This is a genomic window from Streptomyces sp. NPDC029151 (assembly GCF_055564315.1).
In genome coordinates, this window is sequence record NZ_JBVHWQ010000002.1 from 596882 (window position 1) to 621060 (window position 24179).

27 protein-coding genes are annotated in these 24179 nt (G+C 73.6%); 12 read left to right on the forward strand and 15 right to left on the reverse strand.

The genetic code is table 11. The features are described 5' to 3' along the window. Positions 1 to 33 precede the first annotated feature (33 nt). Positions 34 to 621 carry a DUF6578 domain-containing protein gene (locus ACZ4VF_RS10430; RefSeq protein ID WP_467924707.1) on the reverse strand — a complete coding sequence of 196 codons (588 nt, stop codon included), beginning with the start codon at positions 619 to 621 and terminating at the stop codon, positions 34 to 36. A gap of 116 nt (positions 622 to 737) precedes the next feature. Between ACZ4VF_RS10430 and ACZ4VF_RS10435 the strand changes: the two genes are divergently transcribed. Further along, entirely contained in the window at positions 738 to 1538 is an 801-nt protein-coding gene (locus ACZ4VF_RS10435) for a site-2 protease family protein (RefSeq protein WP_467924709.1), read from the forward strand. On the opposite strand, the gene ACZ4VF_RS10440 is transcribed toward ACZ4VF_RS10435, so the two are convergent. Genes ACZ4VF_RS10440 through ACZ4VF_RS10450 form a run of 3 tightly spaced genes read right to left on the reverse strand, consistent with a single transcriptional unit; the run spans position 1528 to position 3605 of the window. Then, on the reverse strand, positions 1528 to 1764 hold the full coding sequence (locus ACZ4VF_RS10440) for a hypothetical protein (RefSeq protein WP_467924711.1): 237 nt from the start codon (positions 1762 to 1764) through the stop codon (positions 1528 to 1530). The genes ACZ4VF_RS10435 and ACZ4VF_RS10440 overlap by 11 nt on opposite strands. Positions 1765 to 1777: 13 nt before the next feature. Further along, positions 1778 to 2491, reverse strand: a complete 714-nt coding sequence (npdG, locus tag ACZ4VF_RS10445; RefSeq protein WP_467924713.1) for an NADPH-dependent F420 reductase — start codon at positions 2489 to 2491, stop codon at positions 1778 to 1780. A gap of 37 nt (positions 2492 to 2528) precedes the next feature. Next, positions 2529 to 3605 carry a sialidase family protein gene (locus tag ACZ4VF_RS10450; protein ID WP_467924715.1) on the reverse strand — a complete coding sequence of 359 codons (1077 nt, stop codon included), beginning with the start codon at positions 3603 to 3605 and terminating at the stop codon, positions 2529 to 2531. A 107-nt stretch (positions 3606 to 3712) separates the two neighbouring features. Between ACZ4VF_RS10450 and ACZ4VF_RS10455 the strand changes: the two genes are divergently transcribed. Continuing rightward, positions 3713 to 4309: a hypothetical protein gene (locus ACZ4VF_RS10455; RefSeq protein WP_467924717.1), complete on the forward strand. Its 597-nt coding sequence runs from the start codon at positions 3713 to 3715 to the stop codon at positions 4307 to 4309. Between the two features lie 92 nt (positions 4310 to 4401). Here the strand turns inward: ACZ4VF_RS10455 and ACZ4VF_RS10460 are convergent, their stop codons facing one another. Next, positions 4402 to 4635, reverse strand: a complete 234-nt coding sequence (locus tag ACZ4VF_RS10460) for a hypothetical protein (RefSeq protein WP_467924719.1) — start codon at positions 4633 to 4635, stop codon at positions 4402 to 4404. Between the two features lie 58 nt (positions 4636 to 4693). Here ACZ4VF_RS10460 and map point away from each other — a divergent pair, with 58 nt between their 5' ends. Then, positions 4694 to 5551, forward strand: a complete 858-nt coding sequence (gene map, locus ACZ4VF_RS10465) for a type I methionyl aminopeptidase (protein WP_467924721.1) — start codon at positions 4694 to 4696, stop codon at positions 5549 to 5551. A 72-nt stretch (positions 5552 to 5623) separates the two neighbouring features. Here the strand turns inward: map and ACZ4VF_RS10470 are convergent, their stop codons facing one another. The 3 genes from ACZ4VF_RS10470 to ACZ4VF_RS10480 all read right to left on the reverse strand — a co-directional run bounded on the left by ACZ4VF_RS10470 (position 5624) and on the right by ACZ4VF_RS10480 (position 7459). Then, on the reverse strand, positions 5624 to 5821 hold the full coding sequence (locus ACZ4VF_RS10470; RefSeq protein ID WP_467924723.1) for a hypothetical protein: 198 nt from the start codon (positions 5819 to 5821) through the stop codon (positions 5624 to 5626). A 140-nt stretch (positions 5822 to 5961) separates the two neighbouring features. Next, the gene (locus tag ACZ4VF_RS10475; protein WP_467924725.1) at positions 5962 to 6606 is read right to left on the reverse strand and encodes a PhzF family phenazine biosynthesis protein; all 645 of its coding nucleotides are present in this window, start codon (positions 6604 to 6606) and stop codon (positions 5962 to 5964) included. Continuing rightward, a complete protein-coding gene (locus ACZ4VF_RS10480) occupies positions 6599 to 7459 on the reverse strand; it encodes a hypothetical protein (protein ID WP_467924727.1) in 861 nt (286 codons plus the stop codon). Before ACZ4VF_RS10480 ends, ACZ4VF_RS10475 begins: the two co-directional genes overlap by 8 nt. Before the next feature lie 186 nt (positions 7460 to 7645). Between ACZ4VF_RS10480 and efeO the strand changes: the two genes are divergently transcribed. From efeO to ACZ4VF_RS10500, 4 genes are read left to right on the forward strand one after another with little or no spacing between them, the layout of a single operon-like run. Continuing rightward, a complete protein-coding gene (gene efeO, locus ACZ4VF_RS10485; RefSeq protein WP_467924729.1) occupies positions 7646 to 8782 on the forward strand; it encodes an iron uptake system protein EfeO in 1137 nt (378 codons plus the stop codon). A gap of 17 nt (positions 8783 to 8799) precedes the next feature. Beyond that, positions 8800 to 10077 (forward strand): iron uptake transporter deferrochelatase/peroxidase subunit, encoded by a 1278-nt coding sequence (efeB, locus tag ACZ4VF_RS10490; protein WP_467924731.1) that lies wholly within the window; start codon positions 8800 to 8802, stop codon positions 10075 to 10077. Positions 10078 to 10080: 3 nt separating this feature from the next. Further along, positions 10081 to 10953 carry an iron uptake transporter permease EfeU gene (efeU, locus tag ACZ4VF_RS10495; RefSeq protein ID WP_467924733.1) on the forward strand — a complete coding sequence of 291 codons (873 nt, stop codon included), beginning with the start codon at positions 10081 to 10083 and terminating at the stop codon, positions 10951 to 10953. Beyond that, positions 10913 to 11905, forward strand: coding sequence for an SCO2278 family lipoprotein (locus ACZ4VF_RS10500; protein WP_467924735.1), 993 nt, complete (start codon positions 10913 to 10915; stop codon positions 11903 to 11905). The genes efeU and ACZ4VF_RS10500 overlap by 41 nt, the downstream gene beginning before the upstream one ends. Before the next feature lie 24 nt (positions 11906 to 11929). On the opposite strand, the gene ACZ4VF_RS10505 is transcribed toward ACZ4VF_RS10500, so the two are convergent. From ACZ4VF_RS10505 to ACZ4VF_RS10525, 5 genes are all read right to left on the reverse strand, one after another. Beyond that, positions 11930 to 12670 (reverse strand): bifunctional DNA primase/polymerase, encoded by a 741-nt coding sequence (locus ACZ4VF_RS10505; protein ID WP_467924737.1) that lies wholly within the window; start codon positions 12668 to 12670, stop codon positions 11930 to 11932. Between the two features lie 128 nt (positions 12671 to 12798). Then, positions 12799 to 13416 carry a TetR/AcrR family transcriptional regulator gene (locus ACZ4VF_RS10510; protein WP_467924739.1) on the reverse strand — a complete coding sequence of 206 codons (618 nt, stop codon included), beginning with the start codon at positions 13414 to 13416 and terminating at the stop codon, positions 12799 to 12801. Between the two features lie 31 nt (positions 13417 to 13447). Beyond that, a complete protein-coding gene (locus tag ACZ4VF_RS10515) occupies positions 13448 to 14443 on the reverse strand; it encodes a small ribosomal subunit Rsm22 family protein (protein ID WP_467924741.1) in 996 nt (331 codons plus the stop codon). A gap of 881 nt (positions 14444 to 15324) precedes the next feature. Next, positions 15325 to 16506, reverse strand: a complete 1182-nt coding sequence (locus tag ACZ4VF_RS10520) for a serine hydrolase domain-containing protein (protein WP_467924743.1) — start codon at positions 16504 to 16506, stop codon at positions 15325 to 15327. Beyond that, positions 16446 to 17759, reverse strand: coding sequence for a multidrug effflux MFS transporter (locus tag ACZ4VF_RS10525; protein WP_467924745.1), 1314 nt, complete (start codon positions 17757 to 17759; stop codon positions 16446 to 16448). Before ACZ4VF_RS10525 ends, ACZ4VF_RS10520 begins: the two co-directional genes overlap by 61 nt. A 137-nt stretch (positions 17760 to 17896) precedes the next feature. Between ACZ4VF_RS10525 and ACZ4VF_RS10530 the strand changes: the two genes are divergently transcribed. After that, positions 17897 to 18928 (forward strand): Gfo/Idh/MocA family protein, encoded by a 1032-nt coding sequence (locus ACZ4VF_RS10530; RefSeq protein WP_467924747.1) that lies wholly within the window; start codon positions 17897 to 17899, stop codon positions 18926 to 18928. Positions 18929 to 18984: 56 nt separating this feature from the next. Then, on the forward strand, positions 18985 to 19743 hold the full coding sequence (locus tag ACZ4VF_RS10535; RefSeq protein WP_467924749.1) for an SDR family oxidoreductase: 759 nt from the start codon (positions 18985 to 18987) through the stop codon (positions 19741 to 19743). Between the two features lie 231 nt (positions 19744 to 19974). Here the strand turns inward: ACZ4VF_RS10535 and ACZ4VF_RS10540 are convergent, their stop codons facing one another. Continuing rightward, complete coding sequence (locus ACZ4VF_RS10540) at positions 19975 to 21165, reverse strand: D-alanyl-D-alanine carboxypeptidase family protein (protein WP_467924751.1); 1191 nt, start codon at positions 21163 to 21165, stop codon at positions 19975 to 19977. Positions 21166 to 21367: 202 nt separating this feature from the next. Then, positions 21368 to 21694, reverse strand: a complete 327-nt coding sequence (locus ACZ4VF_RS10545; protein WP_467924753.1) for a nuclear transport factor 2 family protein — start codon at positions 21692 to 21694, stop codon at positions 21368 to 21370. Between the two features lie 128 nt (positions 21695 to 21822). Here ACZ4VF_RS10545 and ACZ4VF_RS10550 point away from each other — a divergent pair, with 128 nt between their 5' ends. The 3 genes from ACZ4VF_RS10550 (at position 21823) to ACZ4VF_RS10560 (ending at position 24087) form a co-directional block, all read left to right on the forward strand. Beyond that, positions 21823 to 22368, forward strand: a complete 546-nt coding sequence (locus ACZ4VF_RS10550; RefSeq protein ID WP_467924754.1) for a DoxX family membrane protein — start codon at positions 21823 to 21825, stop codon at positions 22366 to 22368. Positions 22369 to 22558: 190 nt separating this feature from the next. Continuing rightward, entirely contained in the window at positions 22559 to 23371 is an 813-nt protein-coding gene (locus ACZ4VF_RS10555) for an AfsR/SARP family transcriptional regulator (protein ID WP_467924756.1), read from the forward strand. Between the two features lie 41 nt (positions 23372 to 23412). Beyond that, a complete protein-coding gene (locus tag ACZ4VF_RS10560) occupies positions 23413 to 24087 on the forward strand; it encodes an NADH oxidase (protein WP_467924757.1) in 675 nt (224 codons plus the stop codon). The last annotated feature ends 92 nt before the right edge of the window (positions 24088 to 24179 follow it).

Below are 24179 nucleotides of genomic sequence, written 5' to 3' on the forward strand. Positions count from 1 at the left end.
GCCAGGGCCCGGAGGCCCGGGGGCCCGGGGGCCTCAGGGCTCGACACCGCCGGCCGCCTCGGGGCCGCCCGCTACCCCCGGCACGGCACCGCCGGACTCGCCCTCCCCAGGGGCACCGCGCAGCCCGGGCCCGGCGTCGTCCGGTGGGTCGGGGGGCTCCGGAAGGCGTGGCCGGGTGCCGGTGACGTCCAGGGTGACGAGTGCGCCCGTGGTGCGGTGGAGCCGCTGGGGGGTGGGGTCCGGGGCGGGTTCCTCGTGGGGGAACCACCTGGGGCAGGTGGCGACCGGCTCCAGGGTGTGCGCGCCCGGGACCTCTTCCCAGCGGTGGGGGGACGGGAGCAGGACCACGCCCTCGGGGCCCGGGCGGGGCCGGAGCGCCCGGTCGACGCGTTCTCGGACGCGCGGGTCCGTGTGGACCACGTACCGCTGGTGCACCAGCTCGATGGCGTGGACCCGGCCGAGGGTCTCGTGGTCGGGGCCGCCGTGGTTCTCCACCAGGGCGGTCTCGCCGTAGCGGCCCTCTTGGCCGGTCGTGGGGAGGAGGCACCAGGCGACCTCGTCCCCCACGGCGAACGGCGTGCCGCAGCATTCCATCTGCCAGTCCGCGTAGAACACCCTCATCCGTGCCATTCCTTCACCTTCCCGGAACCGGGCGCCGGCCGTGAGACGTTTTCCCCACGTGTCCGCGGCCGGTACGGTCGCAGTTCCGTCCGTTCCCGCAGACCAGGAGCCTGCCCATGACCACCGCCACCAGCCGCCGCGGCGACCGGCAGATCAGCCCCGTGTTCGTCGGCATACTGGCCGTGACGGCGGTGACCGGCTGGGCCACCTGGACCGGGTTCGCCACGCAGCCGGGCATCGCGGTGTTCCTGTTCGTGACGGCGGCCTGGATCGTCTCGCTGTGCCTGCACGAGTACGCGCACGCGCGCACCGCCCTGCACAGCGGGGACATCACGGTCGGCACGAAGGGCTATCTCACGCTGAACCCGCTGAAGTACACGCACGCGCTGCTCAGCATCGTGCTCCCGGTGCTGTTCGTGATCATGGGCGGGATCGGTCTGCCCGGCGGCGCGGTGTTCATCGAGCGGAGCCGTATCCGGGGCCGCTGGCGGCACAGCCTGATCTCGGCGGCCGGCCCGCTGGCGAACGTGCTGTTCGCCGCGGTGTGCACGGCCCCCTTCTGGCTGGACGCGCTGGACGGCGTCCCCGCGGAGTTCCGGTTCGCGCTGGCGTTCCTGGCGCTGCTGCAGGTGTCGGCGGCGCTGCTGAACTTCCTGCCGGTGCCGGGCCTGGACGGCTACGGCGTGATCGAGCCGTGGCTGTCGTACAACGTGAAGCGGCAGGTGGAGCCGTTCGCTCCGTTCGGTCTGCTGTTCGTGTTCGCGCTGCTGTGGCTGCCGTCGGTCAACGGCGTGTTCTTCGACGTGGTCGACTCGGTCATGCGGGCGCTGAACGTCGACGACTTCTCCCAGGCTTGCGGACAGGAGCTGTACCGGTTCTGGGAGGGCACCAACGACTACTGCTCGGTCAGCCGGTGACGGACCCGCTGCGGTCCGCCCTGCCGCGCTTGACGTAGTACCAGGTCATGTTGGACGACAGGCCCGCCAGCAGCACCCAGACGATCCCCAGCCAGCTGCCGCGGGCGAAGGAGACGACGGCCGCGGCGACGGCGAGGACGCAGACCACGAGGGGGTAGAGGGCGATGCGGGGCATGGGGGTGGGCTCCTGTCGGGGGACACTGCTTCGCCGACCAGTGTCCCCCATCGCCCTCCTCGGCTCACACGTCGGTGACGCGGAGCCCGGCGTGCGCCTTGTACCGGCGGTTGACGGAGATCAGGTTCGCGACCAGCGACTCGACCTGGTGCGCGTTGCGCAGCCGGCCCGCGAAGACGCCGCGCATGCCGGGGATGCGCCCGGCCAGCGCCTGCACGATCTCGACGTCCGCGCGTTCCTCGCCGAGCACCATGACGTCGGTGTCGATCCGCTCGGTCTGCGGGTCCTGGAGCAGGACGGCCGACAGGTGGTGGAAGGCGGCGGTGACCCGGGAGTCCGGCAGCAGCGCGGCGGCCTGCTCGGCGGCGCTTCCCTCCTCCGGCTTGAGGGCGTAGGCGCCCTTCTTGTCGAAGCCGAGCGGGTTGACGCAGTCCACGACGAGCTTGCCGGCCAGCTCCTCGCGCAGGGACTTCAGCGTGCCGCCGTGGCCGTCCCACGGTACGGCGACGATCACGATGTCGCTGCGGCGCGCGGTCTCGGCGTTGTCGGCGCCCTCGATGCCGTGGCCGAGTTCGTCGGCGGCGGCCCGCGCGCGCTCGGCGGCGCGGGAGCCGATGATCACCTTCTGCCCGGCCCGGGCGAGCCGGTAGGCGAGGCCCTTGCCCTGCGGTCCGGTGCCGCCGAGCACGCCGACGACGTACCCGGAGACGTCGGGCAGGTCCCAGGGGTCCTTGGCGGGGGCCTTGGCAGGGGTCTGTGCGCTGTCGGTAGAGGTCATGGGCCGACTCTACGTCCGCCGCCGGGCCGGTACCGGCTCAGGTCAGCCGGTGCACGGGCACCCGGCGGAAGGTGATCGTCTCGTAGGCGCCGAAGTCGCCCGTCTCGTACAGCAGGCCGACGGTGTGCGGGTCGACGCGGACCAGGTCGGAGTAGGCGGCGGGGAGCCCGTCGACGGTGTACGCGGTGGTCCAGGTGGTGCCGCCGTCGCGGGAGGCGCGGATCGTCATGAGGGCGCGGGCGCCGCCGGGGTCGGCGGGGGCGGAGAAGAGGAGCAGGTCGGGGTCGCGGAGCTGGAGCACGGCGGCCTCGCAGACCGGTGCGGTCAGTCCGGCCTGCGGCCGGAAGGGTTTGACGAGGGTCTTCCCGCCGTCCTCGGAGTGGGCGTCGGCGCGGTTGCCGGGCGAGGGGGAGTCGTTGCGGGTGTTGAGGTAGACGCGGCCGTCGGGGAGTTCGGCGGCGGTGGTCTCGTTGACGTTGACGTAGCCGTCGGTGTTCTCGTCGAGGTAGCCGAGGTACCAGGTCTCGCCGTGGTCGTCGCTCAGCAGGCAGTGTCCGCTGTTGTACTTCGCCTCGGCGCCGGTGTCGGTGCCGGTGGGCGGCAGGGTGTGGTTGGCCGGGACGAGGACGCGGCCGGAGCCGAGCTGGAGGGCGTGGCCGGGGGTGGTGGCGTACCAGCGCCAGCCGGGTTTCTTCACCTGCGGGGTGATCTCCCTGGGCTCGGACCACGTCAGTCCGTCGTCATCGCTGTGTTGCACCCACACCCTGCGGCCGTCGGCGTCCGCGACCTGGCCGCGCAGGATGGCGGCCTCGGTGGCGGAGGCGGAGGCGCGTACGTGCACGAGCAGGATCCGGCCGGTGTCCAGGACGACGGGGGCGGGGTTGCCTGCGAGGTCCGTGCCGTTGCGCGCGGCGACCTGGAGCGGTCCCCAGGCGCGGCCGCCGTCGGTGGACCGTTTCAGCACGATGTCGACGTGCCCGTGGTCGGCGGCGGAGTCGACGCGGCCCTCGCAGAAGGCCAGCAGGGTGCCGGAGCGGGAGGCGACGACGGCCGGTATGCGGAAGCTCGCGTATCCCTCGCGGCCCGCGCGGAAGGGGACGGTCACGTCGGTCATCGGGCGGCTCCTGAAGGCCTGCGGACGGACCGCCACCATCCCCGGGTCGGGCGAATTCCGGGTGAACGGGGCGTCACGGGTGAGCGGTTGCGGCAGGATGCGGTCGCATGGACGCCGTACGGGTCGCGTTGCTGCGGGAAGTACTCGCCGGGACCGAGTGGCTGGGGGCCACCCGGAGGTTCGCGGGGGTGCTGCGCGGGTCGGTGGTCGCGCACGGGGGCGGGCTGCTGCTCGTGGGCACGCCGGAGTACGAGCCCTGGCACCTGGCCGCGCACCTGGTGGACGAGGCGGCCTGGTCGGGCACGCCGGAGCTGGCGCCGACGCTGGTACGGCATCACGCGCGCCCCTCGGATCCCGCGCATCTGGCGGTCGGGCCGGGGCGGCTGGCGGCGGCACGGCGCGGTGAGACCCTGCTGGTCGTGGCGCCCGGGGAGCCGGCGCCGCTGCTGGAGCGGGTGCACGACGCCCGGCGGGCCGGGGTGACGGTGCTGGCGCTGGGCGCGGGCGGGGGCGAGCTGGCCGCGATGGCCCATGACACGCTGGCCGTGCCGCAGGGGGCGGAGCTCGACCTGGACACGGTGCAGCACCTGGTCAGCGCGGCGGCCGGGGAGAACGGGGGCCCTCCGCGGGCGCGGCGCGGGTTCCGGGACCGCCTGTCCCGCTGGACGGAAGCGCTGACGGCTCCCCCGCCGGCCCCCTGGTGAACCGGCCGTCCCCCTGGTCGCCGGCTCCGTGGTGCCTCGCCCGGCCACCCGCCGCCGGCCCCCCGCCGGCCGGCGGGGCGTCCGCGGTCCGCTCAGCTCTCTTCCGTGGGGCCGCCGGCGGCCGCGTCGTGCCAGCGGGGGTCGTTCTCCCACTGCAGGTTGCGTTCGGCGGCGGTCTCCATCGCGTGCCGGGCCTCCTCGGGGGACGCGTACGGCCCGAAGCGGTCCTTGCCCGGGCAGTCCGGGCCCTCCTCGACCTTCTTGTGCTCCAGGCAGTAGTACCACTCGCCCGGCTTGCCTGCGGTGCGCTTCTTGAACAGGGCCATGACCAGCTCCTCTCGCCACCGACATGTTCCCCCATGTCCGCTGGTTAGACTCGCTGGCATGTCTGGCCAGTCGCTGCTCGTACCAGGGGAGCTGTCTCCCACCCGTCCGGTTCCCGGAAACATCCGCCGCCCCGAGTACGTCGGCAAGCCCGCGCCGTCGCCGTACACCGGGCCGGAGGTGCAGACACCCGAGACGGTCGAGGCGATGCGGATCGCCGGCCGTATCGCCGCGCGGGCGATGGCGGAGGCCGCGAAGATCATCGCGCCGGGGGTCACCACGGACCAGCTGGACAAGGTCGCCCACGAGTACATGTGCGACCACGGGGCCTACCCCTCCACGCTGGGCTACCGGGGCTTCCCGAAGTCGCTGTGCACCTCGGTCAACGAGGTCATCTGCCACGGCATCCCGGACTCGACCGTCCTGCGCGACGGGGACATCGTCAACCTGGACGTGACGGCGTACATCGGCGGGGTGCACGGCGACAACAACGCCACCTATCTCGTGGGTGACGTGGACGAGGAGTCGCGGCTGCTGGTGGAGCGCACCCGGGAGTCGCTCGACCGGGCGATCAAGGCGGTGAAGCCGGGCCGTCAGATCAACGTCATCGGCCGGGTCATCGAGTCGTACGCCAAGCGCTTCGGCTACGGCGTGGTCCGGGACTTCACCGGTCACGGCATCAGCACGTCGTTCCACTCGGGGCTGATCATCCCGCACTACGACAGTCCGCACGCGACGACGGTGATGCAGCCCGGGATGACCTTCACGATCGAGCCGATGCTGACGCTCGGCACCCACGAGTACGACATGTGGGACGACGGCTGGACGGTCGTGACGAAGGACCGCAAGCGGACCGCGCAGTTCGAGCACACGCTGGTCGTGACGGACACCGGCGCGGAGATCCTGACTCTCCCCTGAGCACCGCGCGCGGAGCGCGCGAGCCCTGGACGACCGGGTCCCCCGCACCGCGTGCGGGGGACCCGGGTCGCATCAGCGCAGGTAGTCGCTGCAGTGGGCGCCGGACCAGGTGAGGTGGTTCTCCAGTGACGTGAGCGAACCGGCGTACGGGCTGCAGACGGCCTCGTCGTCGTCCTTGGCGCCGTAGTTGGTGGCACCGGCCGTCGTCGCGCCGGCGGCGGCGAGAGCGGCGGCGAGACAGGTCGCGGCCACGACTGATCTGATGCGCATGGGTGCTCCTCTCGGGGAGGCGGAGTGGTCACGCCCAGTGGTCCCCGTTCGCCCTCGCGCGCACACGCGGATCCACCCGGACGGGTGCCCGGACGGTCCCCCGGACGCCGTACCGGCCGTCGGCGCGCCGGCGCCGTGCGTCAGCGTTCCAGGTGGACGCGTCCGCCGACCTCGATCCAGCCGTGCGGCTGGGGCGCGGTCAGGATCTGCGAGCCCCGGCCCTGGACGATGTTGAGGGCCCGGCCCAGTCGCTCGGTCAGGAGCAGGGCGGCGGCGCCGGTCGCCTCGTCCTCCTCGATGCCGTCGTCGCGGCCGGGGAAGGCGCGGGCCCGGATCCGCCCGGCCGCCTCGTCCTCCCAGGCCCAGGCGTAGATCCACTCCCCCTTCGGCGGCACCGGGAGCGCGTCCACCTCGGCGGCGTCGGGGTACTGGCGCAGGGTGCGCGGCGGCGCCCACTCCGCGCGGGCCTCGATCCAGCTGAACTCCCCGTCCAGCCGGGCGCCGACGACTCCGGCGGGGGTGACCAGTTCCGGTACGTCGAGCAGCCAGGCCGTGCCTACGCAGGGGTGACCGGCGAAGGGCAGCCGGAGGGTGGGGGTGTAGATGTCGATCAGGCCGCGTTCGGGGTCGTCCACGAACACGGTCTCGCTGAAGCCGAGTTTGCCGGCGAGCGCCTGCCGGTCGCTCCGCTCGGGCAGCACCGAACCGTCGCGGACGACGCCCAGCTCGTTGCCGTAGCCGCCGTTCGGTCCGCAGAAGACGCGGAGTACGTCGTAATCAGTCACCGGGGAATTGAAACACCGCGTCCGCGGCGAGCGCCTCCCAGGCGGGGGCACCGCCGGGCAGCGGCCAGGACCGGGTGCGGGCCTCCTCGTACGGCAGGCCGGAGAGGGTGTCGGCGTAGGCCCGCGCCAGCGTCTCGCGCTGCTCGGGGCCCGCGGCGGCCGACCGCACCCGATGGGCTTCGGTCGCCTCGCGGGCCTCCCGCCGCCAGTCCTCCTCGTCCGGTACCCGGGCGAGCACCACACACGGCGGAGTGCGCCCCTCCGCGACCGCCGCGACGGCCCTGTCGTGCCCGTCGAGCAGCAGCCAGCCGTCGAGGGCGGTGACCCACCAGAGCAGCACCGGAGCCAGGGTGCCGTCGCGGGCGTGCTTGCGGTAGGCCCGCACCCGGGGCGCGTCCTCGGAGGAGAGCGGACGCAGCGGAACGACTCCGTGCCAGCCGTATCCGGACCAGTCGAGATGGCAGTGGGGCCACGCGCGGACGAAGTCGGCGGCGTGCCAGACGTACGGCGGGAACACCGTGCGCACTCCCAGACGCCAACGGGAGTCGTGCAGCGGGCCGTGGCGCGTCTCCTCCAGCCATCGGGCGTAGGCGTGCACCCAGTTGCCCGGGTCGCGCATCAGCGCCGAGCGCATCGGCGGGAGGGGCGGGCGGTAACCGGCGTACCGGCTGACGTACACGCCCTGGTTCGCCTCCTCCACCCGGGCCAGCAGCAGCACCCGCTCGTCCTGCCGCAGCAGCAGGCGGCCGCCGTCGGCCGCCTCGAAGCGCAACGGCGGCGGTCCCGGCCTGTTCCGCACGTCCAGCACCAGGCCGCCGGGCCCCAGCAGTTCTCTGCGCGCGCTCTCCCCCATGACCACCACCCTCCCACCGCTTGGCGTTGCCTTTGCCGTTGTTTGCCGTCTCTTTTGAGACATCGCGATCCGGCCGTGTCGGTGATCTCACGGTGAGAGCTGAATCACGGCACGCAGGGGTATGGGTGAGGTAAGCCTCATGTAAGTTAGGGCAGCCTCACCAGATCAGATCCGCTTGGAGCCCGCATGCGAGCCGTCCGACTGACCGTCACCGCCGCCGCCACCGCGGCGGCTCTGACCGCCCTCTCGGCCTGCACCGCGAAGAGCGATGCCAAGGACGGCGACGCCATCCAGGTCACGGCCGCCGACTCGAAGTGCGAGACCTCCAGCACCTCCGTGCCGGCCGGGCAGGTCACGCTGAAAATCGAGAACAAGGGGTCGCAGGCGACCGAGGTCGAGATCCTGTTCCCGGACGACCGGATCGTCTCCGAGAAGGAGAACATCGGCCCGGGCACCAAGTACACGCTGACCGCCGAGGTGAAGGCCGGGTCGTACGAGATCGCCTGCCGGCCCGGCATGAAGGGCCACGGCGTGCGGCAGAAGCTGACCGTGACCGGCGGCGGCAGCGCGGCCAAGCGTGACCCGCGGCTGGACAAGGCCGTCGCCGACTACCGCCAGTACGCCCAGGACCAGGCCGACGAGACGCTGCCGAAGGCCGAGGCCTTCGTGAAGGCCGTCCAGGCCGGCGACCTGGATGCCGCGAAGAAGGCCTACGGCCTCTCCCGCCTCGGCTGGGAGCGCACCGAGCCGGTCGCCGAGTCCTTCGGTGACATCGACCCGAAGGTCGACGTCCGCGAGGACGGCCTGGAGGACGGCCAGAAGTGGACCGGCTGGCACCGGCTGGAGAAGGCCCTCTGGCACGACAAGAAGATCGGCGCCGAGGAGAAGGCCCTCGCCGGCCGGTTGCTGACGGACCTCAAGGACTGGCAGGGCCGGGTCGGCAAGGCCGAGATCACCCCGTCCTCCATGGCCAACGGCGCCAAGGAGCTGCTGGACGAGGTCGCCACCGGCAAGGTCACCGGCGAGGAGGACCGCTACGCCCACACCGACCTGGTCGACTTCAAGGGCAACGTCGAGGGCGCCCAGAAGGCGTACGACCTGCTGAAGCCGGTCGCCGCGAAGAACGACCCGGCGCTGGCCAGGGAACTGGACGAGCAGTTCGCGGCGCTGGACGCGCTGCTCGACAAGTACCGGACGGACAAGACGTCCTACGACTTCGTCTCCTACGACAAGGTCACCAAGGACCAGCGCAAGGAGCTGTCGGACGCGGTGAACGCGCTCGCCGAGCCGCTGTCCAAGCTCGCCGCCGCGGTCGTGAAGTAAGCAGGGGGGCGCAAGCGATGACCGAGAGCCAGGAGACCCAGGAGGCCCGGGAGTCCCGGGAGAGCAGTCCGTCGCGCCGGGCGCTGATCGGCTGGGGCGGTGCCGGGCTCGCGCTCGGGGCCGCCGTGGCCGGCGGGGCCGCGGCGATGGCCAGGACGGGCGACGACATGGACCCGGCCGCCGCCGAGACCGGTGGCGCGGTGCCGTTCCACGGTGCCCACCAGGCCGGCATCGCCACCCCGGTGCAGGACCGGCTGCACTTCGCCGCGTTCGACGTGAAGACCGAGGACCGCGACGCGTTCGTCCGGATGCTGAAGGACTGGACCGACGCGGCCCGCCGGATGACCGCGGGCAAGGCGGTCGGCGAGGGCGCCTACGGCGGACTCGCCGAGGCCCCGCCGGACGACACCGGCGAGGCGCTCGGGCTCAAGCCCTCCCGGCTGACGCTGACCATCGGGTTCGGGCCGTCGCTGTTCGACAAGTTCGGGCTGAAGGACCGGCGGCCGGAGGCCCTGGTCGACCTGCCCAGGTTCCCCGGCGACAACCTGGACCGCAGCCGCACCGGCGGCGACCTGTGCGTCCAGGCCTGCGCCGACGATCCGCAGGTCGCCGTGCACGCCATCCGCAACCTCGCCCGGATCGGCTTCGGCAAGGTCGCCATCCGCTGGTCGCAGCTCGGCTTCGGCAAGACCTCCTCGACCACCCCGGACGCGCAGACCCCGCGCAACCTGATGGGCTTCAAGGACGGCACCCGCAACATCGCGGGCACCGAGACCGAGCGGCTGAAGAAGTTCGTGTGGGTCGGCGAGGGCGACGGGCCGGACTGGATGGCCGGCGGGTCGTACCTGGTCGCCCGGCGGATCCGGATGAACATCGAGACCTGGGACCGCACCTCGCTGCAGGAGCAGGAGGACGTGTTCGGCCGCGACAAGCGCGAGGGCGCCCCCGTCGGCAAGGCCAAGGAGCACGACGAGCCGTTCCTGAAGGCGATGAAGCCGGACGCGCACGTGCGGCTCGCGCACCCCGACTCCAACAACGGGGTCACCATCCTGCGCCGGGGCTACTCCTTCACCGACGGCACCGACGGCCTGGGCCGGCTCGACGCGGGCCTGTTCTTCCTCGCCTACCAGCGGGACGTGCGCAAGGGCTTCATCCCGCTCCAGCGCAAACTCTCGGCCCACGACGCGCTCAACGAGTACATCCAGCACGTGGGTTCCGCGGTCTTCGCCGTCCCGCCCGGCGTCCGGGACTCCGGCGACTGGTGGGGCCGCACGCTGTTCTCGAAGGAGGCGTAGCCGGTGTTCTCCAACTACCTGATCGGCCTGCGCGAGGGGCTTGAGGCGTCGCTCGTCGTCTGCATCCTCATCGCCTACCTGGTCAAGACCGGCCGCAAGGACGCGGTGAAGCCGATCTGGATCGGCATCGGCATCGCGATCGCCATCGCCATGGGCTTCGGCTGCGCCCTGGAGTTCGGCTCCCAGGAGCTGACCTTCCAGGCGCAGGAGGCGCTCGGCGGCTCGCTGTCGGTCGTCGCCGTGGGCCTGGTGACGTGGATGGTGTTCTGGATGCGGCGCACCGCCCGGCACCTGAAGTCGGAGCTCCACGGCAAGCTGGACGCGGCCCTGAAGCTCGGCACGGGCGCGCTGGTCGCCACCGCCTTCCTCGCCGTCGGCCGGGAGGGCCTGGAGACCGCGCTGTTCGTGTGGGCGTCGGTGCACGCGGCGAGCGACGGCACCCCGCGCCCGCTGGTCGGTGTCGCGCTGGGCCTGGCCACGGCGGTCCTCCTGGGCTGGCTGTTCTACCGGGGCGCGCTGAAGATCAACCTGGCCAAGTTCTTCACCTGGACCGGCGGCATGCTGGTCGTGGTCGCCGCGGGCGTGCTCGCGTACGGCTTCCACGACCTGCAGGAGGCGGACTGGATCCCGGGCATCAACGAACTGGCCTTCGACATCAGCGGCGTCATCCCGCCGGACAGCTGGTACGGCACCCTGCTGAAGGGCGTGTTCAACTTCCAGCCCGACCCGACGGTCGTCCAGATCACGGTGTGGGCGCTGTACCTGGTCCCGGTGCTCGCGCTGTTCCTCTCCCCGGTAGGGTTCGCCTCCGGAAAGGGGAAGGTGAAGGAGCCCGATGACCAGGGAACGCAGCCGTCGACGGCTTCCCAGGCGTGACCGGAACGCACTCATAGCGGCCTCGCTGACCGCTTTGTCGCTGACCGCGAGCGGATGCGTGGTGGTGCACGGGGAGCGCGAGGTGCTCCCGGCGGCCACCCGCGCCGAGGCCGCCAAGGCGCTCACCGCGTTCACGGACGCGTACAACAAGGCCGACAAGGCCTACGACAGCTCCCTGGACGCGCCCTACGTGACCGGCGCCCTCGCCGACATCGACGCGGCCCGGCTGAAGGCCGGGCACGTCAACAGCCCGTCCGGGAACCCGGACCACACCCCCCTGAAACTGACGGACGTGCGGATCACGATCCCGAAGAAGGCGGGCTGGCCCCGCTGGTTCGTCGCCGACGCCCAGGGCAACAAGGGCGGGAGCTACCGCTGGGTGCTGGTCTTCACCCGGGGCGACCTCGGCGAGCGCTGGCGGGTGGCCTATCTGACGCTCATGGCCCCCGGCACGGTGCCGGAGTTCCGGAAGGACGAGGACGGCTGGGCCGAGGCCGTGCCCGCCGGCACCACGCAACTCGCCGTCCGCCCGGACGAGCTGAGCACGTCCTACGCGTCCTACCTGAAGAGCGGCGGGAAGACCTTCGCCGACGGTCCGGACACCAGCAAGCTGCGCGCCGACCGTGCCAAGGAGGCCAGGAAGCCCGGCCTGGTCCGCCAGTTCATCGACGAGCCGCTCACCCGCGGCGCGTACGCGCCGCTCGCGCTGCGCACCGCGGACGGCGGGGCGCTGGTCTTCTTCACCACGCACCACTACGAGAAGCAGACCGCCTACACCGGCGGCTTGGTGCAGGTCCCGAACAAGTCCGTGCAGGCCCTGGTCAAGGGCGAGGTGAAGCAGTCCCTGACGATGGAGTCGGTCGCCAACGAGGCCGTCCTCGACCCGGCCGGCGGCGGCCCGGTGCGGATGCTGGGGCGGGTCCAGGGACTGACGTCCGCCCAGGGCGAGTAGCGGGGCGGGCGGACCGGCGGCCGGTCAGCGGTGCAGGGGCCAGGCCGTGCCGTGCCGGCCGGCCTCGGCGCCCACGTGCCGGGCGCAGGCGTCGGTGAGCGCCTCCAGCAGGGTCAACGGGTCGGGCAGCGGGTGCTCGGGGCCGCGCACCCAGCGCACCTGCCGGTCGTCGACGCCGGGCAGCCGGGCGGGCGGTACGAGGACGTAGGAGCCCCGGCAGTGCCAGCGCAGGCCGGGGTGCTCGTCCATCGTCTCCGGGTGGCAGTCCAGCTCGCAGGGCCACCACTCGTCCTCGTCCTCGGGGGTGCCCCGGGTGAGGGTGAAGAACAGCATGCGGCCGTCGTCGCTCTCGGCGACCGGTCCGACCTCCACGCCGGAGCCGAGGAGCCGCTCCATGGCCTCCCGGCCGGCCTCCAGGGGCACGTCCAGCACGTCGTGGACCATGCCGGTGGCGGTGATGAAGTTCGCCTGCGGCTGGTGCCGGGCCCAGCGCTCGATCTGGGCGCGGTCGGTGGTGGACTGGGTCTGCCAGGCGAAGGACACCGGGTGCCGGGCCGGGGTGGGACAGCCCACGCGGTCGCAGGAGCAGCGGTAGCCGTCGGCGGGGTGCGCGGCGGGCGCGAGGGGCAGACCCGCCGCCGCGGCGGCCAGCAGGAGGGGCTCACGGCCGCCGTCGTCCGCGGCGGTCTCCTTCGCGCGGCGTCCGAGCAGCCACTGGGAGAGTCTGCCCTGCCGGCCGGTCCGGCCGCCGAACGTCTCGCTCATCTATCCCCTCGGTCCCGTGGTCGCCTCGCTGGTGTGCGGACAGCATGCCTTATCGTCCCATCTTCGCGTACTTCGGGGGGTCCGGAAGGCGTTGTGCGGAGGCACGTCAGGCGTTGTGCGGAGGCACGTCAGCGGGGTGCGATGCCGTGCAGGGCGTACTCGACCAGGGTGTCCGTGTAGTCGTACGAGATCGGTCCGGTCCGCTGCAGCCAGCGCTGCGCGAGCGGGGAGACGAACAGCTCCAGCGCAATCCGCGGGTCGACGTCGGCACGGACCGCCCCCGCGTCCTGTGCCGAGCGCAGGCGGGCGACGTACAGCTGGAGCTGCGGTTCGAGGAGTGCGCCGACGAACTCGCGGCCGAGCTGCTCGTTCACCACGCCCTCCGCGGCCAGCGCCCGCGCCGGCACCTCGAAGCGGGGGTCGAGCAGCTCGTCCACCGTGGCCCGCAGCACCGCCTTCAGGTCGGCGGCCAGGTCGCCGGTGTCCGGGACCGCGGCGTCCGGTTCCTGCCCCGCCGCTTGGGCCGCCTGCGCGGCGAGGTCCAGGAAGGCCTCCAGCAGGACGTCCGCCTTGGACGACCACCACCGGTAGATGGTCTGCTTGCCGACCCCGGCCCGGGCGGCGATGGCCTCGACGGTGGTCTTGGGGTAGCCGACCTCGCCGACCAGGGCGAGGGCGGCGGCGTAGATCGCCCGGCGGGACTTCTCGCTGCGGCGGGTGGCGTCGGGGGCGGACTTGTCGACCATGGGGTCGAAAGTAACAAGCCGGGGCGGCGGGCTACGACGCGGAGTCGTACGGCGGCCAGGCGTCGCCCCAGTCGGCGTCCCGGGCGGCCCGGTACAGGTCGCCGTGGCGCTTGGTGACCGTCGTACGGCGCAGCCGTTCCTCGGTCTCGCACAGGTCGAGCAGCACCTGGCCCTTGCGGATCTGGGGGCGCCGGACCACGCGGGCGGGGGCGGGCTCGGCGGGCAGCCGGGTGGCGGCGACGTAGGAGAACTTCTCGTCCTCGTACGCCAGCGAACCGCCCTTGACCTGGCGGTGCAGGGAGGAGCGGCCGACCCGGGCGGAGAAGTGGCACCAGTCCGTGCCCGGCGCGATGGGGCAGGCGGCGCTGTGCGGGCAGGGGGCGGCGACGCGGAAGCCGGCGCGGACCAGCCGGTCGCGGGCCTCGATGATCCGCTGGTAGCCGGCCGGGGTGCCGGCCTCGACGATCACGACGGTCCGCGCGGCGCCGGCGGCGGCGTCGACGAGGGCGGCGCGGTCGGGCTCGGCGAGTTCGTTCAGGACGTACGACACCGTGACCAGGTCGGTGGCGTCCAGGGCGAGGTCCCCGCCGATCCGGGCGCGCTGCCAGCGGGCGCCTTCCAGGGCCGGGTTGGCGGCGGCGATCCGCCGGCCGAGGGCGAGGGCGGGCTCGGCCCAGTCCAGCACGGTGACGCTGCGCGCGCCGGGCCAGGTGGCGGAGACGGCCCAGGTGGCGGCGCCGGTGCCGCCGCCGACGTCGGTGTGGCTGCCGGGGGTCCAGCCGGGGACGGTGTCGGCGAAGGCCGTGAGCGCGGAGCGGACCGCCTCGAAGGTGGCCGGCATGCGGTAGGCGGCGTACGCGGCGACGTCGGCGCGGTCGCGGAGGATCGGGGCGTGGGTCGGGGTGTCGCCGCGGTAGGTGGCGATCAGCCGGTCCACGGCGGCGGTGACCTCCGTGGGGGACATGCCGTCGAGAAGGTCGGCCAGGGCCGTGCGGAGGGTCGCGGCCGGGGAGGCGGGGTCGTTCACCCGGCGATTCTATGGCGCGGGGCCTTTCGGCTGGGCGGGGGTTCCGGGGGTCGTCCGGCGGGGTGGCGGTGGCACGGGGCCCTGCGGATGCCGTCCGGCCGGGCGGCGGCTGCACGGCACCCTGCGGATGCCATCCGGCCGGGCGGCGGTTGCACGGCACCCTGCGGATGCCATCCGGCCGGGCGGCGGCTGCATGGCGCCCTGCGCTGATGCCGGCCTGCTGGGGGCTCCGCCCCCAGACCCCCGGCCTATGCCCACCCGCCACCCGACTCGGTCGGCCGGGAGGGCACCGTCACGGAGTCACCGCCCGGGTGGCTGGGAAGGCGCCCGCACGCGGGGTCCGGGCGGCCGGCTGCGAGGGAACCGCCGCTCGGGGCCCGCTGGGGACGGCCGGAAAGGCACGGCCGCGCCACCCGGCTCGGTCGGCCGGGAGGGCACCGTCCCGGAGTCACCGCCCGGGTGGCCGGGAAGACGCCCGCACGCCGGGGCCGGGCGGCCGGCTGCGAGGGAAACGCCGCTCGGGGCCCGCTGGGGACGGCCGGAAAGGCACGGCCACGCCACCCGACTCGGTCGGCCGGGAGGGCACCGTCACGGGAGCCACCGCCCGGGTGGCCGGGAAGGCGCCCGCACGCAGGGGCCGGGCGGGCGGCTGAGAGGGAAACGTCGCGCGGGTGGCTGAAAAGGCGCGGCCGCGCCACCCGGCTCGGTCGGCCGGGAGCCGTCACGGGAGTCACCGCTCGGGTGGCTGGGAGGGTGGCGGCAGGCAGGGGCCAACGTCATGCGGGGTTACCACGACGGCCCGGAGGCCACCGCGGAGGCGATCACCGCGTACGGCCGGCTCACCGCCCGGGTGGCCGGGAGGGTGGCGGCACGTGTCCGGCTCAGTTCAGGGCTCTCGACAGGTGTGTGGCCAGTCGGGCTCGGGGGGCGCTGTCCGGGGGGCGGCGGCGGGGGTGGACCGTGTTGGCCAGGAGGACGAGGAAGGTGTCGGTCGCCGGGTCCAGGACCAGGGAGGTGCCGGTGAAGCCTGTGTGGCCCGCGGCGCCGCGGCCGGCGAGTTCGCCCATGAAAGAGGGCTGGTCCAGGGCGAAGCCCAGGCCGGGCGGGGTGAAGAGCAGCTCCACGAAGTCGGGGCCGAGGATGCGCGCGGGGCCGTAGGAGCCGCCCGCGAGGAGGGCGCGGCAGAAGACGGCGAGGTCGGGTGCGGTGGAGAAGAGGCCGGCGTGGCCGGCGACCCCGCCCAGCGCCCAGGCGTTCTCGTCGTGCACGACGCCCCGCAGCATCCCCCGGTCGGCCTTGGCCCACGGCCGCCGCTGGTCCTCGGTGGCCGCGGCGCCGGGGCGGGGTCCGAACCCGGTGGCGGTCATGCCGAGCGGCCGGGTGATGCCGTCCCGGACGAGGACGTCGAGGGTGCGGCCGGTGATGCGCTCCAGGACGTGCTGGAGCAGGAGCATGTTGAGGTCCGAGTACCGGTACTCGCCGGGGTCGGCGGACGGGGCCTCGGCGCGCAGGAGGTCGAGGCGGGTGGCGTCGTCCGGGCAGTCGTACAGCGGGAGTTCGGGGCGCAGGCCGGAGGTGTGGGTGAGCAGCTGCCGTACCGTGACGCGGTACGCGGCGGCGGCGTGGAAGTCGGGCAGGTAGTCGCCGACCCGGGCGTCCATGCCGAGGGTGCCGCGCTCGATCTGCTGCACGGCGGCGACGGACGTGAACAGCTTGGTGAGGGAGGCCAGGTCGAAGGGGGTGTCGAGGGTGACCGGGACCCGGGCGGCGGGCGGCAGCTCGACGCCGGTGCCGGACTCGGGGTCGCAGGAGGAGTAGCGGACCGCCCAGCCCGACGCCTCGGCGACGGCGATCACGGGTCCGCGTCCGGCCAGCACGACGGCGCCGGCCGCCCAGGGGCGCTCGCCGGCGGTGAGGGCGCGCACCTCGTCGACCAGTCGGGCGAGGGCGGCGGGGTCCAGCCCGGCCCGTTCCGGTGTGCCGGTGCGCAGTCTCGGGGTGCTCAGCTCTCGTCTCCCTCCGAGCCGGCACGGGCGGCGGCCCGTGCCGTCCAGGGACGGCACAGTCCCACGAAGCAGGCCGCCGCGACCAGTGCTCCGGTCAGCTGGACGACGGCCATGGGTACGGCGGTGTGCTCCCCGGCGACGCCGACGAGCGGGGAGGCGACCGCGCCGACCAGGAAGGAGGAGGTGCCGAGGAGCGCGGAGGCGGAGCCGGCGGCGTGCCTGGTGCGCAGCAGGGCGAGGGACTGGGCGTTGGGGAGCGTGATGCCCATCGCCGACATGAGGACGAAGAGGGCGGCGGCGACGGGGACGAGCCCGGGGTCGCCGAGGACGCCGGTGGACATCAGCAGCAGGGCGGTCGCGGCGAGCACGATCACGGTGAGTCCGGCGGCGAGCACCTTGTCCAGGCTGACCCGGCCGACCAGCACCTTGCCGTTGATCTGCCCGGCGACGACCAGGCCGACGGAGTTGAGGCCGAACAGCAGGCTGAACGTCTGCGGGGAGGCGCCGTAGATCTCCTGGATCACGAAGGGGGACGCGCTGACGTAGGCGAACAGCGCGGCGAAGGCGAAGCCTCCGGCGAGCATGTAGCCGGTGAAGGGCAGGTCGGCGAGGAGGGAGCGCATCGCGCGCAGGGTCTCGCCCATGCCGCCGCGGTGCCGTTCGGCCGGGGGCAGGGTCTCCGGCAGCCGCAGCCAGACCAGGGCGGTGAGCAGCGCGCCGATCGCGGTGAGCACCATGAACACGCCCCGCCAGTCCGTCACCCGCAGGATCTGGCCGCCGACGAGCGGGGCCACGATGGGGGCGGCGCCGGAGATCAGCATCAGGGTGGAGAAGAAGCGGGCCATGGCGACGCCGTCGTACAGGTCGCGTACGACGGCCCGGGCGATGACCACCCCGGCCGCGCCGGCCAGTCCCTGCACCAGCCGGAAGGCGGTCAGTGTCTCGACGGTGGGCGCGAGGGCGCACAGGGCGGTGGCGACGAGGTAGACGGCGAGCCCGGTGAGCAGCGGGCGGCGCCGGCCCCAGCGGTCGCTCAGGGGGCCCACGACCAGCTGGCCGAGCGCGAGTCCGGCCATGCAGGCGGTGAGGGTGAGCTGGACGGTGACGGCGGGGGCGTGCAGGGAGCGGGTGACCTCCGGCAGGGACGGGAGGTACATGTCCATGGCGAGCGGGGTCGTCGCGGTGAGGCTGCCGAGGAGGAAGGTGACCAGGGGGCCGGTGCGGGACGGGGCTCGGGCGGGTGAAGGTGTGGGGGCGGAGCCGGACCGCTGGTCCTGTTCCGGTGTCGGTGCCGCCGCGTGGTCCGGCATGTGCCCCTCCCTGGTGCTCGGCTGCTGCTTGTCCGCTGCTCGTCCGCCGCTCGTCTGACATCGGTGTCGTCGGTGCGGCCGGCCCCTATGCTCTCAGCTCGTACACACTGCCGAGGCACACGTGAGCGAGGGTGGGGATGGCGGAGCAGGGCGTGCGGTGGGGGATCCTGGCGACGGGCGGGATCGCGGCGGCGTTCGCGGCGGATCTGGTCGATCTCGCGGACGCGGAGATCGTGGCGGTGGCGTCACGCCGCCGGGAGTCGGCGGAGGCGTTCGCCGAGCGGTTCGGGGTGGGGCGGGCGTACGGCGACTGGGAGTCGCTGGCGGCGGACCCGGAGGTCGACGTGGTGTACGTCGCCACGCCGCACGCGGCGCACCGGGCGGCGGCCGGGCTGTGCCTGGCGGCGGGCCGGAACGTGCTGTGCGAGAAGCCGTTCACGCTGAACCTGCGCGAGGCGGAGGAACTCGTCGCGCTGGCGCGGGAGCACGACCGCTTCCTGATGGAGGCGATGTGGATGTACTGCAATCCGCTGGTGCGGCGGCTGAAGGCGCTGGTGGAGGACGGGGCGATCGGCGAGGTGCGGACCGTGCACGCCGACTTCGGGCTCGCCGGGCCGTTCCCCGCGGCGCACCGGCTGCGGGATCCGGCGCTGGGCGGCGGGGCGCTGCTGGACCTGGGTGTGTACCCGGTGTCGTTCGCGCAGCTGCTGCTGGGCGAGCCGGACGGGATCGCCGCGAGCGCGGTGCTGTCGCCGGAGGGCGTCGATCTGCAGACGGGGGCCGTGCTGTCCTGGGAGAGCGGGGCGCTGGCCTCGCTGCACTGCTCGATCGTCGGGGGTACGGCGGTGACCGCGTCGGTCACCGGTTCGCGCGGCCGGATCGACATCCCGTCCGGGTTCTTCCACCCGGACCGTTTCGTCCTGCACCGGGACGGCCGTGACCCGGAGGAGTTCACCGCCGATCCGGCCGACGGGCCGCGCACCAGTCTGCGGCACGAGGCGGCGGAGGTGATGCGGGCGCTGCGGGCGGGTGAGAAGGAGTCGCCGCTCGTGCCGCTCGAGGGGACGCTCGCGGTGATGCGCACGCTGGACGGGGTGCGGGAGCGGATCGGGGTGCGGTACCCCGCGGAGGAGGCGGCGGGCGCCGAGGAGACGGCGCTCGTCGGTTAACCGTATGGCGGACACCTGATTCCGCATGGCGGACTCGCCGCCTACGCTGCGGTGCCATGACTGACACGCACTCGAAGATCGCGGTGGTGACCGGGGCCGGTTCGGGCATCGGGCGGGCCGTCGCCGTGGAACTGCTGGGCGCCGGCTGGTCCGTGGCGCTGGCCGGCCGGCGCGCCGAGCCGCTCGCGGGGACGGCGGCGCTGGTGCCGGGGGCGGCCGCGCTCGCCGTACCGGCCGACGTGTCCCGGCCCGAGGACGTCGACGCGCTGTTCACGGCGGTCGTGGAGCGGTTCGGCCGGGTGGACCTGCTGTTCAACAACGCGGGGACCTTCGGGCCGGGCGGGGTCCCGGTGGAGGAACTGCCGTACGACGCCTGGCGGCACGTGGTGGACACCAACCTCAACGGGGCGTTCCTGTGCGCGCAGGCGGCCTACCGGCGGATGAAGGAACAGGATCCGCAGGGCGGCCGGATCATCAACAACGGCTCGGTCTCGGCCCACGCGCCCCGCCCGCACTCGGTCGCCTACACCGCGACCAAGCACGCGCTGACCGGTCTGACCAAGTCGCTGTCGCTGGACGGGCGGCCGTACCGGATCGCGGTCGGGCAGATCGACATCGGCAACGCGGCGACCGACATGACGGCCCGGATGCGGACGGGGGCGCTCCAGGCGAACGGGGAGGTGGCCCCGGAACCGGTGATGGACGTGGCCGACGTGGCGCGCACGGTGCGGCACATGGCGGAGCTGCCGCTGGAGGCGAACGTGCAGTTCGCGACGGTGCTGGCGACGACGATGCCGTACGTCGGGCGGGGCTGAGCGGCGCTCCCCCGGCACCCCGGCAAGCGGAAGTAGAACATCCGCGCTATTGCGGCCGGTCGTGGACCTGTGCTCAACTTTTCTCCACGAGAGCTTCACATGTGATGCACGGAAGTTCCGCGGCCACTCCGAGGGGGGAGGCGGCGGCCGTTCCACCGGGCCGGAGTTGGGGGTGGACCTCGCGGCGGGCCGCGGGTACACGCCGGCCGGTGGAACGGCCGCCGCACCACGTCACACGGTGTCGCGCGGTCCGGTTCCGTTCTCCTCCGGCGCCGTCGCCGTCCGTGCCCGGCGCCGGCGCAGGGCCCAGGCACCCAGTCCCAGGGCCGCCAGCGCCCCGGCGGAGCCACCGGCGGCCTGCCACCCCGCGCCGCCCCCGGGCGCCGGGCCGGGCGCGCCCGCCGCCGCCTGCACGGTCTTCCGCCCGGGCGCCGCGCTCGCGCCCGTGCCCGCCCCGCCCTCGCTGAGCGGCGCGACCAGGATGCCCACCGGCTGGGCCGAACGCCCGCGTGTGAAGCCCCAGTCGAGCAGTGCGGCGGTGTGCTCGTACACGGCGTTTCCGCCGGACTCGGGGTGCATCACGGTGACCAGCAGGGTCCGCCCGCCGCGGGTGGCCGCACCGGTGAAGGTGTTGCCGGCGTGGCTGGTGTAGCCGTTCTTGACACCGATCAGGCCCTCGTACGTCTTCAGGCCCCATGCCCCGGTCAGGAGGCGGTCGGTGTTCTGGATCTGGAACGTCTTCTTGCCGCCCGCCGGGAAGTCGGCGGTCCGGGTGCCGCAGTAGCCGCGGAAGTCGGCGTCCTTCAGGCCGTGGCGGGCGAAGAGCGTCAGGTCGTACGCCGACGAGAGCTGCCCCTTGTGGTCGAAGCCGTCGGGACTGACCACATGGGTGTCCAGGGCCTGGAGGTCCTCGGCCTTGGCCTGCATCTCGGCGACGGTCTTCGCGATGCCGCCGTTCATGTGGGACAGCACGTGCACGGCGTCGTTGCCGGAGCGCAGGAACACGCCCTGCCACAACTGCTCGACGGTGTAGGTGAGGCCGGGCTTGATGCCGACGAGGCTGGAGCCGGCCGGGACGTCGGCGAGGTCGGCGTCGGTGACCTCGTACCGCTCGGTGCGGCCGAACTTCTTCAGCACGGTGTCCGCGAACAGCATCTTCAGGGTGGACGCGGGCGCGAGCCGGCGGTGCGCGTTGAACGCGGCGAGCACCTCCCCGCTCTCGCAGTCGGCGACCAGCCAGGCCTGGGCGGTGAGCTTGCCGGGCAGTCCGGAGGCGCCGCGCACCTGGACGCCGGTGCGGGCCAGGCGTTCACCGCCGACGACCGGGGTCGCGGCGGCGGCCTCGGCGGCGGTGGACAGGGGAAGGGCGGCGGCCGTCAGCCCGAGGACGGCACGCCGGCTGAGCCGGGAACATTCGCGCACCCGGGGACCGTACACCGCTTCGAGCAGGGGATTCGCGACCCGTGGGGCCCGACGGACCGGAATTTGCCGCGTTATGAGAATCCGATGAGCCACCCCGCTCCCTCGCCCTCACCTCGATGCCGGCGCGTCCCGGCGACCGTGCCGTCATGCCCCGGACGCCGGAGGCCGCAGCGCACGCGAACGCGGGCCCACGCGGGGCGGGTTACGCCTGTCCGGTCTCGAACCGCGAGATCCGCCCGTCCTCGTCGACGGTGAAGCTCCACCTGGTGCGCATCTCGCCCCAGGTGTCGTTGCTGTAGCGGGCCAGCAGGGTGCGGCCCCCGCCGGACTCGCTGTCGACCTCCAGGTGGCCGTGGGAGGAGAAGATCTCCCGGTCGATCCACTCGGCGAGGTCCCGGTCGGAGCCGTCGTCGGCCATGGTCGCGCCGGGCGCGAGCAGGGACATGAAGCCCTCCCGGTCGTGCGCGTTGACGGCGTGGACGAAGGCCCGGACCGCCGGATCGCTGAGTCTGGCCGGCTGAATCGTCATGGCGTCAGGCTCACACCGCTCCCCCGGTCCCGCCACCCGAACGGCAGCCAGGACGGGCCGGCCGGGGCCGGGGGTGCGAGGGTGGGAGCCGGGGAGGGACCTGTCCGCCTGTCTGCCGGGGAGTCACCGTGAGCTGTTACGACCGACGTGATCTGGGCCTGCTGCTGCTCCGGCTGGGCACCGGCGGAGTGCTGGCCGCGCATGGCGCGCAGAAGCTGTTCGGCTGGTTCGGCGGTCACGGGCTGGAGGGCACCGGCCAGTTCATGGAGTCCGTCGGCTACGTCCCGGGCAAGGCGAGCGCCACGGCGGCGGGCCTGGCGGAGGCGGGCGGCGGCACGCTGCTGGCGCTGGGCCTCGCCACCCCGGCGGCGGGCGCGGCGGCGGCCGGCGCGATGGCCGGGGCGTCGGCGGTCCACGCGCCCAACGGCTTCTTCGCCCAGGAGGGCGGCTACGAGCACGCGGCGACCCTGGGCCTGGCCGCGGCCGGACTCGCCGTCACCGGCCCCGGCCGGCTCTCCCTCGACCATGTGCTCGGACACGTCCTCGACCGCGGCTGGATGGTCCCGGCCGCCCTCGGCGCGACGGCGGCGGCGACGGCCGTGGTCGTGGGCACGCGCAACCGGCGGCTGCGGCGGCTGAGGGAGGGGGAGCAGGAGGCGCTGTTCGAGGAGTGACGGCCTCCGTCCGGACGGGGAGAGCATGCCCGGCCCGTTTCCCGAAGGGCCGGGCCGGGGGCGGCTCACGGGGACGTGAAGTTCTCATATGGGCGGGCTTTCACATTCATCCCCTTCTTGTGGGGCTGTCACTGTCCGCCGCTCGGCCCCTCGTGCCAGGCTCACGCCATCCGGAGAGAAGGGAACTGGCATGGCGCATCTGGACATCGGGCTCCTCGGGCCGTTCACGGCGTGCATCGACGGTGCGTCCATCGTCCCCACCGCGGCCAAGCAGCGCAGGCTCCTGGCACTGCTGGCGATCGACACCGGGCGCGAGGTGAGCATGACCTCGATCGCGGAGGGCCTGTGGGAGGGGTGCCCGCCGACCGGCCCGTCCGCGGCCGTACAGACGTACGTGAAGCAGCTGCGGCAGCGCATCGCCCCCGTGGCCTCCCGGCTCACGCCCCGGATCGACCCGAAACGGATCCTTCTGCGCGGTCACAGCGGGTACCAGCTCCACATGCCGCAGGTCCGGGTCGACGCACGGGAGTTCGAGCGTCTCGTGCAGCAGGGTCACCAGGCGATCGCCGACGGTCAGGACGACCGGGGTGTACGCCTGCTGTCCGACGGTCTCGCGATGTGGCGGGGGCAGGCGCTGGGCGACGTACGGGCGTCGGGGGCGCTGCGTGCCGAGGCGCTGCGGCTGGACGAGATGCGGCTCGCCGCCCTGGAGACGCGCATCGACGCGGAGCTGCGACTGGGCCGCCACGCCCGTCTGGTGAGCGAGCTGACCGCGCTGACCACCCTCCACCCGTTGCAGGAGAACCTGCACGCCCAGCTCATGGTGGCCCTCAGCCGCAGCGGTCGTCCGTCGCAGGCGCTGGAGGCGTTCCGCCGGCTGCGGGAGACCTCGGTGCGGGAGCTGGGGATCGAGCCGTCACGGCGGCTCCAGGAGCTGCACTGCCGGGTGCTGGCCGGTGAGCCGCATCTCGACGCCCCGCTGCGCACGCTGGCACCGCTGTAGCGCCAGGCCCGCCAGGCTCTCCTGACAGGAAAAGGTAAGTCATGCAAGACATACCCGCTGCCGCCGTCACGGTCCATCTGTGGTCGCTGTCCGAGGACGTGATCGTGGAGCACGACGACGAGAACGACCAGGTGGTGCTGAAGAGCCGCTGGGGGGTCGACTACGTGGAGCGGCCCTGTGCCGAGGTGCGGGAGGCCCTGCGGCGGATGGAACTGGGGCCGGTGTCCCTCGCCAACGCCGCCGGGCAGCACGTCGACCTGTACGCGGTGATGCTGCCGGCGCTGAGCAGGCTCTCCCATCTGGTGGTGCGCACGCTCAGCGTCGACGATCTCCGGGGTCCGCTGCTGTCGGTGTTCCCGGTGGCGCACGACGCCCCGCTGGCGCTGGTCTGGCTGCCGGGCCAGCGTCCCGTGCGGCTGCCCCGCCACGTCGTCCTGACCCGGCTGGACTCGGGTCTGTCGCTGGAGGCCGTCGGCGGCCGCCACACGGTCGTGCTGCACCGGCCGGAGGCGGCGCTCGTGGTCGCGATGCTGGCCTGGCCGGTCACCCCGGACAAGGCGTCGGCCTCGCTGCCGCTGCCGCCGCAGATGACCGAGGGCATCATCCGCTATCTGGCGGCGGCCGGCATGGCGGCTCCGGTGGACGACGCGGAGTACGGCGGGGAGTACGACGCCGGGTACGGCGCTGGGCACGGCGGCGCTCACCGGTGTGAGTGACGGCGGCGACTCCTGGCGGACCCGGCGCGCCAGGGCCTCTCTCTCGGATCGGGCCGGCTCCGCGCGACGGTGCCTGTCGGCCGACCCGAGCG

What these genes read in the sequence shown, in the direction of transcription:
- ACZ4VF_RS10430 (WP_467924707.1), bottom strand. Translation starts at nt 621, where the DNA reads ATGAGGGTGTTCTACGCGGACTGGCAGATGGAATGCTGCGGCACGCCG.
- ACZ4VF_RS10435 (WP_467924709.1), top strand. Translation starts at nt 738, where the DNA reads ATGACCACCGCCACCAGCCGCCGCGGCGACCGGCAGATCAGCCCCGTG.
- ACZ4VF_RS10440 (WP_467924711.1), bottom strand. Translation starts at nt 1,764, where the DNA reads ATGGGGGACACTGGTCGGCGAAGCAGTGTCCCCCGACAGGAGCCCACC.
- npdG (WP_467924713.1), bottom strand. Translation starts at nt 2,491, where the DNA reads ATGACCTCTACCGACAGCGCACAGACCCCTGCCAAGGCCCCCGCCAAG.
- ACZ4VF_RS10450 (WP_467924715.1), bottom strand. Translation starts at nt 3,605, where the DNA reads ATGACCGACGTGACCGTCCCCTTCCGCGCGGGCCGCGAGGGATACGCG.
- ACZ4VF_RS10455 (WP_467924717.1), top strand. Translation starts at nt 3,713, where the DNA reads ATGGACGCCGTACGGGTCGCGTTGCTGCGGGAAGTACTCGCCGGGACC.
- ACZ4VF_RS10460 (WP_467924719.1), bottom strand. Translation starts at nt 4,635, where the DNA reads ATGGCCCTGTTCAAGAAGCGCACCGCAGGCAAGCCGGGCGAGTGGTAC.
- map (WP_467924721.1), top strand. Translation starts at nt 4,694, where the DNA reads ATGTCTGGCCAGTCGCTGCTCGTACCAGGGGAGCTGTCTCCCACCCGT.
- ACZ4VF_RS10470 (WP_467924723.1), bottom strand. Translation starts at nt 5,821, where the DNA reads ATGCGCATCAGATCAGTCGTGGCCGCGACCTGTCTCGCCGCCGCTCTC.
- ACZ4VF_RS10480 (WP_467924727.1), bottom strand. Translation starts at nt 7,459, where the DNA reads ATGGGGGAGAGCGCGCGCAGAGAACTGCTGGGGCCCGGCGGCCTGGTG.
- efeO (WP_467924729.1), top strand. Translation starts at nt 7,646, where the DNA reads ATGCGAGCCGTCCGACTGACCGTCACCGCCGCCGCCACCGCGGCGGCT.
- efeB (WP_467924731.1), top strand. Translation starts at nt 8,800, where the DNA reads ATGACCGAGAGCCAGGAGACCCAGGAGGCCCGGGAGTCCCGGGAGAGC.
- ACZ4VF_RS10500 (WP_467924735.1), top strand. Translation starts at nt 10,913, where the DNA reads ATGACCAGGGAACGCAGCCGTCGACGGCTTCCCAGGCGTGACCGGAAC.
- ACZ4VF_RS10505 (WP_467924737.1), bottom strand. Translation starts at nt 12,670, where the DNA reads ATGAGCGAGACGTTCGGCGGCCGGACCGGCCGGCAGGGCAGACTCTCC.
- ACZ4VF_RS10510 (WP_467924739.1), bottom strand. Translation starts at nt 13,416, where the DNA reads ATGGTCGACAAGTCCGCCCCCGACGCCACCCGCCGCAGCGAGAAGTCC.
- ACZ4VF_RS10525 (WP_467924745.1), bottom strand. Translation starts at nt 17,759, where the DNA reads ATGCCGGACCACGCGGCGGCACCGACACCGGAACAGGACCAGCGGTCC.
- ACZ4VF_RS10530 (WP_467924747.1), top strand. Translation starts at nt 17,897, where the DNA reads ATGGCGGAGCAGGGCGTGCGGTGGGGGATCCTGGCGACGGGCGGGATC.
- ACZ4VF_RS10535 (WP_467924749.1), top strand. Translation starts at nt 18,985, where the DNA reads ATGACTGACACGCACTCGAAGATCGCGGTGGTGACCGGGGCCGGTTCG.
- ACZ4VF_RS10545 (WP_467924753.1), bottom strand. Translation starts at nt 21,694, where the DNA reads ATGACGATTCAGCCGGCCAGACTCAGCGATCCGGCGGTCCGGGCCTTC.
- ACZ4VF_RS10555 (WP_467924756.1), top strand. Translation starts at nt 22,559, where the DNA reads ATGGCGCATCTGGACATCGGGCTCCTCGGGCCGTTCACGGCGTGCATC.
- ACZ4VF_RS10560 (WP_467924757.1), top strand. Translation starts at nt 23,413, where the DNA reads ATGCAAGACATACCCGCTGCCGCCGTCACGGTCCATCTGTGGTCGCTG.